Source organism: Paenibacillus sp. Mc5Re-14 (assembly GCF_001049835.1).
In the GTDB taxonomy this organism is placed as follows: domain Bacteria; phylum Bacillota; class Bacilli; order Paenibacillales; family Paenibacillaceae; genus Paenibacillus; species Paenibacillus polymyxa_C.
In genome coordinates this window covers 3,243,795-3,255,586 of sequence record NZ_CVPD01000001.1, presented here as the reverse complement: position 1 = coordinate 3,255,586, position 11,792 = coordinate 3,243,795, and the positions used below count along the sequence as shown (strand labels likewise).

At 39.5% G+C, this 11,792-nt stretch carries 9 protein-coding genes and 1 pseudogene; 4 read left to right on the top strand and 6 right to left on the bottom strand.

Annotated elements, in window-relative coordinates; genetic code table 11:
• Positions 1-421: 421 nt before the first annotated feature.
• Positions 422-904, bottom strand: a complete 483-nt coding sequence (locus tag BN1546_RS27880; protein ID WP_255305370.1) for a TnsA endonuclease N-terminal domain-containing protein — start codon at positions 902-904, stop codon at positions 422-424.
• 548 nt (positions 905-1,452) lie between these two features.
• On the opposite strand from BN1546_RS27880, the gene BN1546_RS14845 reads away from it, so the two are divergent.
• The gene (locus BN1546_RS14845; RefSeq protein ID WP_225683805.1) at positions 1,453-1,536 is read left to right on the top strand and encodes a helix-turn-helix domain-containing protein; all 84 of its coding nucleotides are present in this window, start codon (positions 1,453-1,455) and stop codon (positions 1,534-1,536) included.
• Positions 1,537-1,637: 101 nt separating this feature from the next.
• Here BN1546_RS14845 and BN1546_RS28515 read toward each other — a convergent pair whose 3' ends face one another.
• The 3 genes from BN1546_RS28515 to BN1546_RS14835 form a co-directional block, all read right to left on the bottom strand.
• Positions 1,638-1,814 (bottom strand): helix-turn-helix domain-containing protein, encoded by a 177-nt coding sequence (locus BN1546_RS28515; protein ID WP_369690601.1) that lies wholly within the window; start codon positions 1,812-1,814, stop codon positions 1,638-1,640.
• 456 nt (positions 1,815-2,270) lie between these two features.
• A complete protein-coding gene (locus BN1546_RS14840) occupies positions 2,271-3,605 on the bottom strand; it encodes an erythromycin esterase family protein (RefSeq protein ID WP_013373230.1) in 1,335 nt (444 codons plus the stop codon).
• 222 nt (positions 3,606-3,827) lie between these two features.
• Positions 3,828-4,985 (bottom strand): serine hydrolase domain-containing protein, encoded by a 1,158-nt coding sequence (locus BN1546_RS14835; RefSeq protein WP_013373231.1) that lies wholly within the window; start codon positions 4,983-4,985, stop codon positions 3,828-3,830.
• Between the two features lie 1,161 nt (positions 4,986-6,146).
• Between BN1546_RS14835 and BN1546_RS28510 the strand changes: the two genes are divergently transcribed.
• Entirely contained in the window at positions 6,147-6,536 is a 390-nt protein-coding gene (locus BN1546_RS28510; protein WP_330707100.1) for a radical SAM family protein, read from the top strand.
• A 154-nt stretch (positions 6,537-6,690) separates the two neighbouring features.
• Here the strand turns inward: BN1546_RS28510 and BN1546_RS14825 are convergent.
• Positions 6,691-7,853, bottom strand: a protein-coding gene (locus BN1546_RS14825) for an IS3 family transposase (RefSeq protein WP_369690576.1) whose coding sequence is annotated in 2 segments (ribosomal slippage) — positions 6,691-7,589 and positions 7,589-7,853 — 1,164 coding nt in all. Because the reading frame shifts where the segments join, the coding sequence is not laid out codon by codon here.
• Between the two features lie 173 nt (positions 7,854-8,026).
• Between BN1546_RS14825 and BN1546_RS14820 the strand changes: the two are divergent.
• Positions 8,027-8,244: pseudogene (locus BN1546_RS14820) on the top strand (Tn3 family transposase); the annotation flags it as partial.
• Between the two features lie 204 nt (positions 8,245-8,448).
• A protein-coding gene (locus tag BN1546_RS14815) for an IS3 family transposase (RefSeq protein ID WP_090737517.1) occupies positions 8,449-9,593 on the top strand; the annotation gives its coding sequence in 2 pieces (ribosomal slippage) (positions 8,449-8,722 and positions 8,722-9,593; 1,146 coding nt in all).
• A gap of 168 nt (positions 9,594-9,761) precedes the next feature.
• On the opposite strand, the gene glmS is transcribed toward BN1546_RS14815, so the two are convergent.
• A complete protein-coding gene (gene glmS, locus BN1546_RS14810; protein WP_090738096.1) occupies positions 9,762-11,594 on the bottom strand; it encodes a glutamine--fructose-6-phosphate transaminase (isomerizing) in 1,833 nt (610 codons plus the stop codon).
• Between the last annotated feature and the right edge of the window lie 198 nt (positions 11,595-11,792).

Here is an 11,792-nt window from a genome sequence, read left to right as displayed (position 1 = left end):
TGGGTAGCCAGTGGATTGGTTTCTCGCGCACAGCTTGCATAGATATAAAAACCATCTAATTCTATTTTCTATCATAATTGGAAAGGTAACCTAGGTAGAATTATATCAAAATTTCCAAGAATGTATAGTAAAACTTTAGTTAAATTTGGTCTGTCCAACATAAAGTGTTAATATTTTGCCTAAAAAAAGCGAATGGAGAAGAAACGCTGGGAATGGTTTGCCATCAATCGAGGAATTCGACGCGTGTCGACATTCAGGCGGGGTGCCGGCCGATTTGGGAGATCTTCCCTGGAGGCATTTTCTGCCGGTGCTCCGAATCCTTGCGCTTTGCGATCTATTTTCTAAAATAATCATGGATTGTAGATTAGGCTGTATTAGATGAGTCATATCCACTACCAATAGCGATTCGCTATTAAATATTTCACAATTTGCATGCAGTACCCACTTGGTAAACCAAATAATTCATCTTGTTCTTTGTCACTTTCGCAAGTGGTTTTTCACTTTGTTGAATAGCACAATAGAGATTATCTTCGAGACTATTTATATGGTGATTTGACAATTTATCGTTGTTTTTAGCATTATGAAGCGATTCGACATTCCTAACCAAATTGTAGTTTATCTGTCTTTCAGTAATAAGTGCCCACTCTATCTTTTGATCTTTAAAGAACTCTTTTTCAATCTGTAATTTCTCTACAACTCGTTTTGTCAACTTGTTAGAAGGTTTGATAGAATGTGCAATAAATTTTATACTTTCTTCTTGTTTTACTGTAAGTAACATATCTGTAGTCATAATGATGGGAAGCTTATTCTTGGGGTCAGTTGGATGTTTAATGCCTAACTTTTGTGCAATATAGAGGGTTTTATCTAGAGGTAATAAAGGAAATTGTTCGCGAATATCAATCACTTGCTCTGACCACTCCATTTAGTAATGATGTGCCAATTCAAAGTGTTCAGACAGATAATGGTGAAGTCGACCACTTTTCCAACCAAGAATTCGAGTAACTATCCCTATTGAAGGTACATCATGTATAGTCAACCAAGGTTTATATTCCGAAAAGTGGCCTTGACCTCTTCCTTCTTTGATTTTCCGTTGAATAGATGCTATAGAGTTACTTGATCGAATTTTGCTCATTATTCACCTTCTTTTTAGAACTACTAAATCAGAGTAAAGTTCAATTATCTTTTTCTACTCCTAAGATATATTTTAGTTTTACTTCAAAATACAAATGTAGAATATAACAACTCACAGCTTTATACAATAGCAAAGTAATATTTTTTAGATATATTTTACTTCGTAGCCTATTCATAGGCTACTCGTAGGGTACAGTAGGGCATGAATAAACTATAATATGGGCTATAAGTAGGTATAATTAGTAAGCAGATGGGGCGGGTAAAACCTATTTGATTTAATAGAGATGAATTCATGAATACTTTGGAACAGCGATGTAAAAATTGAGACTAATCCATAAATGGACACAAAAGGAAATTTCTAATAAGATCGGGGTAACTAAACAGGTTGTTTCTAATTGGGAGTGAAACGTAGCGCGGCCTGAAATTAATCATTTAATATCTTAAGCAAAGGTTTTTGACGTTACAACTGATTATTTACTTTGTATTGCTAATCGAATGACGTTCCCCTACTGTGTGGGCTCAATTGCTACAGGCGTATCTCCAAAGATTAACCACTCTATATGGGAATTGAAGTTTTCTTTAATTGCTATAAGTATATCTTGCTCCAGCTCACTCAACGTTCCTTGAGAAATTCCAATTATATTTGCAAACTTTATTTGATTTAAGTTGTTTGTTTTTCTAATAGTTCGAATTCGTTAGCCTATTGTAGACATAATTGCCTTCCTAAGCTAAAAAGATCCCGATATATCATCGGGATCTTTCTTGATGTTTGTAAAATGACTAGTTCCACACTTTTTTATCACCAGACATTTGTTTACAGACAATAAAGTTGTGTACCTAACTCCATTTTTTTGTAATAAACCATCCATAAAACAGAAGCCGCCCTTAAAGGTTGTTTGGAACTTCCTTTGAGGGCGGCTATTGTGCATCTACCTATGTTAAATCTCTAAGAGTTACAGCATTCCAACACAAACGGATTGCACTACTAACGCTCTCACTGCTTAACTCGAAGATTCCATGTAGATGGGCCTTCAGCATATAAACAAATGTCCCAAGTTCGATAACCCGATTCCAACGAAATTCAAACTCTTCACGAATCGTTGTGCCCTTAAGCAAGCCTTCTCGCACATTATTACAAATTATTGATGTAGTTGAGATGGACTTACTTTTTGAATTTGAACAAGTATATCAAACGTTTTACCTAATGATATATCAACAGTTTTTGGTATACCAGGGCCTTCTTTAGTTATTCCAGCGAAAATTTGATGTTGTTCGTTTAACCAAGTTTTTGTCACTCCGTTCGCCTTACGTAAATCAATAAAAAATTGATCTTTTTTGACCTGTCCAAAAATGTAATTATAACTGTTTGGATCATCTGATTTTAATATTCCATATGGGCCAAATTTACCATCATTATTATAAACATTATATTGTCCTTTATAAACTGATGTTCCAATAGATACATACCGTTTTCCATAATATTCTGCTAAATGCTGCCCAGCTACTTTAGGGTATATAAATGGAATCATATTTGTTTTCGAAACGTGTCCATTATGTCCCCAAACTATGGTTTTCCCTAAATGTTCTTCAGTCCACTTCGCATTTTCATACATTGCAATATCATGTTTCAAATAAAAATCCGATGGTTTATCAGGGGATGTTCCTCCTAACATTGTAGTAAACTGTTCAATAATACGAGCATTTTGTTTTATCCATGCGAATTCTTTGGATTTTCCGTTTAGATAACTTTTATTTTGTTCTAATAAAGCACTGATTTGTTTAGCATCTGAAATATACTTTTCTTTTTCTTCTTTCGTAAGGCTCTCAAAAGTATTCATATCCTTTGTTACAGGAATAAGACCTTTTATCTTCTCTTCTACTCTTGGCACAAGATCTGAATTGTTTCTTTTTATATATTCTCTTATATTATTATAAACATTCTCGTTTACTGATTGAATATCCATCCCAATGATACGCACTTTAGATTTATGTTTTGGATTAGCATTATATTGTCGAATCCAACTAAGTAGATCTAACATTTCTTTTGTGTTAAATTCAGGTGATAGATGTTGGCTTGGGTTTCCCTTACCAGTAAGAACATATCGATCAAGCTCCAAAGCTCTGTCCCATCCCTCTTCTAAAACTAAGTTGGTGAATCCCTTTTCAGATACTAAAAAATTAACAATGCGTTGTTTCATTGTAAAAATTTCATGAGCCCCATGCGTAGCTTCACCTAAACCTACAATTGAAGCTGAACCTACCATATTCTTAAGTGGTTTTAAATCATTAAAAGATGCAGTTGGATTAGTTGTTTTTAAAGGCTTTGCATGCATTTCTAACCATTCCGCTATTTGATTTGTATTATAGGGAGCTGTAACAGAAACTCCTGTTTTCGAGTCTGCATAAGTACTTCCTACAAAATTAGTCACTATTATAGCAGAAACACCAAGTGCAATAATCATTTTCTTTTTCATAAAACCCTCCTAAAATACTTATTTGTTAGTTTTTTGACATGCTCTAAGGACCAGGGGATACTTCAAGACCCTAGTTTGATGGCGACGTGGCGGGACCTCATGCCTATCAACTTAAGAACTTGCTTTATTCAAATTTTTTTAGAGTAAGTTGTTTTTTGAACCAGAAAGGCATATTTTTAACTATAAAAACTATGACAAAATTTATCCGGTTTTCCTTTTTGCCTACTTGCTAAATTCAGCAAGTAAAATATTTTTAAATGGATCAGGACTATCAGCTTTAAGGCTGTTCAAATTGACGGCCAATGTATGCTTGCCTCCAAGTGTGCCACCAGCAAAAGTGGTAAACCCTAGAACGCTACCTTTGTGTCCCCATATCGAGACACCGTTTGGAAGCTTAGTTTCAAAGATCCCAAGACCATATCCGGTTCCTTCTCTATCTGTAGGAACTGTAGTAAGCATTTGTTTTAGTTGCTGTTCCTTCAGTAATTTACCACTGAGTAAGTAAGAGAAGAATTTGTTTAAATCGTCAGCAGTAGAAATCATATCTCCATCCGAGCTACCTGGGTTAATATAAGTAACGTCTTTTAGCTCACTTGCTCCGTCTAGTTGGAAATAGCCACGGGCATGCTTGGTGCCTGGAATCACACTTGAATTGCCCGGTAGGAATGTATTTGACAAATCAAGCGGTTCAATAATCCGATTTTCAACCTCTTCCGCATAGCTGTTTCCAGTTACTTTTTCAATAAGGATCCCCAGTATTACGTATCCTGTGTTTGAATAAGACCAACCCTTTCCTGGGGCAAAGTCTGGGGGAAGAGAAATCCCCATCTTTACGAATTCTTCAGCCGTATACGATTTTTTTGTATCCGTATAATCAAAGTCTTTTGAATTTACATAGTCAGCGATACCACTTGTATGATTCAATATCTGCCGGATAGTAATTTGGTTACCATCATATCCGTTTCCTTGAATGACACCAGGCAACCATTTTTCAATGGGGTCGTCTAGATTCAAGCGGTTCTCTTCAGATAATTGAAGTAGAACTGTTGCAATGAATGTCTTCGTCACACTGCCAATGCGAAAACGAAAATCTGTTTTCATCGGTTTCTTGGCTCTCAGATCCGCTATCCCAGCAGCATAACTCCATGTTTTTCCACTCTTATAAATTTCAGCAAGTATCCCAGGGTATCCAAGTTGTAGTGTATTCCGCATTGCTTGCTTAGCAGAAGTACAATCTCGTTGGGTACTTGTTTGTAACAAACTAGATACATTTTGAGTGGGCTCTGCTTTTACAATTGAGGTTGGTGTTGTGTATAACAGAAAACTTCCAATCATTAAAAGAACTAAACCTGTAGATGTAATTTGACAATGCTTTTTCATAAAGATATTCTTCTCCTCTATTCATATTGTATCGGTAATTATCTGCTGTTTTAGGGCAAGAGTGGATTTGCAATTATCTTTACTCATTATTATTTTCACAAACGCTATTGTGTCCTAACAAACGGTAAATTCCTTTTTTTCCACATGTATGTTAACCCTAGAAATTACTTATTTCCCTTAAAACACTCTTGTTACTGGTTTGTTTTTCATAAATAGGTCAAACCTGTTTCCCCTTTCACGCCTCGTTAAATTTTTATCATACACAATGAAAATCCCCTCCTCATTTATGTTAATGTGTTAAAACTACCTCTGTGATTCTAGGTGTTTTTCTGTCACATACGGTAGTGTCAAAATGTCACGCTATATAAATCCTAATATTGTTCGGAGTTAATAACTCAATTCAGATGTCGCTGTCAGTGAAGCTGATGATTTGGCTGTGTTGAGTTATAATTACACAATTACGTAGCAGGAGAAGATGGACAAGAAAAACTTCAAAAATGTTGAAATACTACTGAAGTTTTTCGCTTAATTAATGGCGAATGGCGTATAGCATTCCCATTGGTCTTTTGTCCGCCACCCTGGATTATATCAGTTCTTGATGCGTTCTAATTTTACTATAATTAATTAAAACTCCCTTTATCAGTTGAACTGGTAGAGGGAGTTTCTGTTCATTCGAAATTTCATTTACGTAAATATTTAAAATGAAGGGGTATCTAACATGCAGATTGATAATATGGTGGCAAAAAAATTTTGAGCGAAACCAAAGGAGCATCTACTGTTGGATTTACTCACTCTTTGAATCCTTACAGTGTTATGCTTTTGGATGTAGTTATTGCTATGTTAGAGAAATGCCCATTCAAAAATATAAAGATATTCCTTGGGGAGAATGGATTGATATTAAAATAAATGCTGTTCAAAACTATAGTAAAGAAATTAATAGTCTCCGCCGAAGAAATAAACCTATCAATATATTCATGTCTACTGCTACAGATCCATACCAACCCATCGAGCGTAAGGTTGAGATCACAAGAAAGATATTAACGGAGATGATTGAATCTCCACCAGATTTCCTTCAAATCCAAACAAGAAGTCCTCTAGTGGTCAGAGACCTCGATATACTATCAGAAAGAATTGCAGCAACGTTGTGAATTATTAGTTTCTATGACTATTGAAACAGACCGAGAAGATGTAAAGCGACTTTTTGCACCTTTAGCTCCAGGGATCAACCAGCGCTTAAAGGCTCTTAGAAATGTCCATGCAGCAGGAATTAATACACAGGCAGTCATTTCTCCTCTTTTGCCCTTCACGCCAGATTTCCCCAAAAGATTACAGAGGATTGTTGATCGAATATATATTGATTCGCTGAACATTGGAGATGGTTTAAAGGGGAAGCGATCCGTGCAATTGGGTATGCCTTTGTTGTTTCAGCGAAATGGGTTTTCTAAATGGTATCAGCCTGATATTCATTTAAAAACGAACAACTATTTTTATAAATATTTTGACGAAAAGATTATATTCTTATCTTCTAGTAGAGCATCCTCTAAGAGGTGAAATATGTATAATTAATTAATCTACAGGAAATGGGACAGTCATATCCTCTACTCCAATCTGGACGGTAATTCTATCAGTTACATTCTTATACATACAAAAAGAGCAGCCTGTTTGGTCATACCCCTGTCAAGTAGACAGAACTAAAAAGACATCTTTAAGCAGCAACCGTTTCTCGGTATTCAATCGGGGAACGGTTGTTTAATTTTTTCTGAAATCTATTTTCATTATAAAAAGAAATGTACTCCCGTACGTGTTGTTCTACCTCCGCTAGGGTTCCGGGTTTCGTTAAATAAATCTTCTCTGTTTTAAGATGGGAGAAGAAGGATTCTATGCAGGCATTGTCTAGGCAATTTCCACGCCTTGAATGGCTCCCAAGCATGCCAAGCCGCTTAAGTTTGCGGTTAAACGGCTTGGAGGTATACTGAAAACCCTGGTCTGAATGGAGAATGACACCCTCCATGTTCACGTTCTTACTTAGAACGTCTAGGGTCTCGCTAACTAGAGCAAGGTCATTTCGTTCCGAAAGACGCCAAGCCACGATTTCATTGTTAAACAGATCTTGAATGACAGAGAGATATACAAACCGCTCTCCAGCTCGTATGTATGTAATATCGGTAACCAGCTTGGATAAAGGAGAATCTGCCTGAAATTGTCGATCTAATCGGTTGGCATTTACCACAGATGCCTGTTTGCCAAAAAAGCGCCGCTTCTTTCGAATGACGGAACGGATCCCTAATTTCTTCATTAGGCGGTATACCTTTTTGTGATTGACCAAGATACCTTCTCTACGTAAAGCAACGGTCATCCGCAGATAACCAAAATAGGGATGGATCCGGTGGATCGACAACATATGCGATTCCAGAAGCTCTTCTTCTTGCTTACGCTGCTGGGTTGTTTGCTGATTCTTTCTCCATTTATAATATCCTGCCCGAGAAACATGGGCTAATTCAAGTAACCATTTCAACGAATATCGTGTTCGCATTCCCTCAATAATTTCAAACCTCGCTTCTTTCCTCGTCACTCCTTGTGTAGATTTGGATACTGCTTTTTTAAATATTCAATCTCCGCCCGTAGATACGCCATCTCCTCTTCGATACTGGAAAATTTCGTTTTGGGTCGTCCCTGCCTTGTGGTCGTTGGCTGGAGGTTCTCCCCCGCTCGATGTTTCATCACCCAGCTTTGCACTTGGGATTTATTACGAATGTCCAATTGTTTCGTCACTTCACGAATACTCATATGTTCTTCGTTCACCAACCGGACTGCCTCCATCTTTACATCTAAGGAGTATTGCCGGAATGATTGTCCCTTTTTAGCCATGAAAAATCCCCTCCGTTCAACAAGATTAAGTCCATCTTAACAGATGTCTTTTCTCTCTTGTCTACTAGAAGGGGATAATACCAGTTTAGCTGCTCTTTTTGTATGTATAAGATATTGAGTTTTCATCAGTTGAATTTCCTAATAGTTTCAACGCTTACGTAGATGCGAAGTCCCATTACGGGACGGGAAAAGGAGCTACGATTTATCGGTTCGTGAGCGACCAATTTTTCATTTTCTACACGAAAGTCATCAATACGAACACTCGGGATGCCGTACACGTCATCGACGGTTTGCTCCACCATGAAACGGACTTGGCCATCGAGGTGCATTATACGGATACAGCCGGTTACACCAACAAGTCTTTGGTTTAACGCATTTGCTCGGATTTCGCTAACAGGAAAGGATTCAAAAACTTTTGACTTGTTATGTAATTTATATTCGCTCTGGTTGAAACCTAAGCAGTCACCCTCTGAATGTAATAAAAAGCCCGATGATACGTGGGGACTGACCCCATAACGGGAGACAAATCAAAACACCTTCAAGAAAATCGAACCATGTCGTAAGATATGGAGATAACCTTGGAGGTGTTTTTACGTTGGCAACGAGAGTGAGTTATCCCTTAGAAATAAAGATGAAAGCTATTGAAATGAGATTGGCAAGAGTCCCGGTAAGAGAGGTTATGGAGCAGTTGGGAATACGGAATAAAACACAGCTAAAAACATGGATGAGGTGGTATCGAAAAGGTGAAGTGCATCGTCTGGAGCAGCCTGTGGGTAAACAATACAGCTACGGAAAAGGTCCGGAACACTCTTCGGAGCTCGAAAAAGTAAAAGCGGAGAACCGGTTCCTGAAGCAGCAAGTGGACCTGCTAAAAAAGTACAAGGAACTGGAAAGGAGGTGGAACCAGAGGTCGCCGTTGCCTGGATCGAATCCATTCGAGACGAAGTGACGGTGTCTGAGGCTTGTACATGGCTCGGAATCGCAAGAGCGACCTACTACCGTTGGAAAGCAACTGTGGGGACAGAGTATGCTGACAAAGCAGTGGAGAGAATCCGGGAGCTTTGCATCCGTCATAAATTTCGGTATGGTTACCGGAAAATCACCGCACTCCTTCGGGCAGAGCAAAGAATGAATCACAAACGAGTTCAGCGGATTATGCAGCGTGAGGGGCTACAATGCCGCGTGAGGATGAAGAAACGAAAGGCCACTGGGCAGCCCGCTCATCCAGCAGAAAATCTGCTGAAGCGGCAATTCCATGCAGAGGCGCCCTTGCAAAAGCTCGTCACGGACATCACCTATTTACCGTTTGGCGGAAAGATGTTGTACTTCTCCAGCATTCTAGACCTGTACAACGGGGAGATTGTGGCTTACAGTATAGCGGACAAGCAAGATACGTCCTTGGTTTTGGATACGCTGAACCAACTTCCAAAACGGTCAAGCATGCTGCTCCATAGCGACCAGGGAAGCGTATATACGTCACAGGCTTATCAAGCTGCAGTAAAGGGAAAAGGCATTACCATGAGCATGTCCCGTAAAGGAACGCCCGCTGATAATGCCCCCATCGAATCGTTTCATTCCACACTAAAGTCTGAAACATTCTACCTCGAAGATCTCATCTGTACAACGACTGCAATCGTTGTACAGACCGTTCGAGACTACATCACCTACTATAACTCAATTCGGATTCAAGCGAAACTAAATAACCAGTCGCCGGTAGATTACAGGCGACTGGCTGCTTAAACTTGAAGGTGTTTTGATCCCTGTCTCACAAACGGGGGTCAGTCCCCGTGCTCATCAGGCTTTTTATTAAATAGTTATCAAGAAGAGATATTCTTGTTATCCGTCATTAATAATTAGTATACAACTTTATTGTCTGTACGCAACATTAATTTAGAATTTTATTAATGCTTATTCTACAGTAACACTTTTCGCCAGGTTACGTGGTTTATCAACATCATGACCCAGTGCAAGTGATGCATAGTAGGCTAACAATTGGAGAGCTATAACTGAAATGGCAGCCGACAGAATCGGAAGTGTTTTTGGAATTGCAAATACTTGATCCACGGATTTCAGTAGCTCAACAGCGTGCTCTTCATACGTGATTGCAAGCACGTCACCGCCACGAGCTTTGACTTCCTTAATGTTGCTCACGGTTTTTTCCAACACGGATTCCTGAGTTACCAAAGCGATAACTGGAATTCCCTCTTCGATCAATGCTAGTGTACCATGCTTCAACTCACCCGCAGCATATGCCTCGGAATGAATGTAGGAGATTTCCTTGAGTTTCAGGGAACCTTCCTGTACTACAGCATAGTCCTGACCACGACCAATAAAGAACAGGTGCTTGTTGCTAGAAATTTGCTCAGCATAGGCTTTGATCGCATCTGCTTTACTCAACATCTCTTCTACTTGCTCTGGCAGTGATTCCATAGCAGCCAGCACATGAGCTACTTGCTCATCCGTTTGTGTGCCGCGTACTTGAGCCAGATACAGACCCAACAGATAAAACGCAATCAACTGGGAAGAATACGCTTTGGTGGAGGCTACGGCAATTTCCGGTCCTGCCAGTGTAACCAACACATCATCTGCATCACGGGCGATGGAGCTGCCGACTACGTTTGTAATCGCCAGTACATGCGCTCCGTTTGCTTGTGCTTCACGCAGTGCTGCCAAGGTATCAGCAGTTTCACCGGATTGACTCACCACGATCACCAATGTCTCAGGTGTTACGATAGGAGAACGGTAGCGATACTCGGAAGCTACATCGTTTTCTACCGGAATACGAGCCATACTTTCAATAACCGTACGACCAATCAAACCAGCATTGTAAGCTGTACCACACGCTACAATTTGAATGTTGCGGATATTTTTAATTTGTTCTTCTGTCAGCTTCAGCTCTGGAAGAACAACCTTTTTAGTGTCTTTATCGATACGGCCCAACATTGTATCACGGTAAGCCTTAGGCTGTTCGTGAATTTCTTTCAACATGAAATGCTCATATCCGCCTTTTTCCGCTGTTACAGCATCCCATTCGACATGAATCATTTCCCGAGAAATAAATTGGCCTTCGATTGTCATTAATTCGACAGCATCACTAGTCAGAACAGCCATTTCGCCATCGTTCAAAATAAATACATTGCGTGTATATTTCAGAATAGCCGGAATATCGGAACCGATAAAGTTCTCGCCTTCTCCCACACCAATAACCAGCGGGCTGGCTTGGCGAACAGCTACCAGCTTATTAGGCTCGTGCTCGGTCAGCACTCCCAGTGCAAAAGCACCGCGCATAAAGGTAATTGCTTTTTGTACTGCTTTAACAATATCTCCTTCATACTCACGCGCTACCAGATGGGAAATAACTTCTGTGTCCGTTTCGGAAATAAAGGTATGACCTTCGCCGATCAGCTGTTCCTTCAGTTCCAGATAGTTCTCAATAATTCCGTTGTGAACTACAGAAAACTTTTGGCTCTCATCCAAATGTGGATGGGAGTTTTCATCAGAAGGTTTACCGTGTGTTGCCCAACGTGTATGTCCGATGCCTGCATGGCCTACCAACGGTGTACCATCCAGTTTAGCTTCCAGATTCGCCAGACGACCTTTTGCCTTGGCTACTTGCAGTCCTGAATCTGTAAACACGGCAATACCCGCAGAATCATACCCGCGATACTCCAGCTTCTTCAGTCCGTCAATCAATACCTCTTGCGTATTCTGATTACCAATATATCCTACAATGCCACACATATTCGTTATCCTCCCGATCATCATTTCACAAGACGACTCATCACAGGACTAACGTGTGCGGTAGATTGTGGAATAAAGTTCATTCATCTATGAAGTTGTCAATGATAACTATAGAATTTACAGGCATCTCTTCACGAATGTAACGAAATTCCCAAACCGCGCACGCCAATGATGATGGCCGCACATTCATGAAATGAA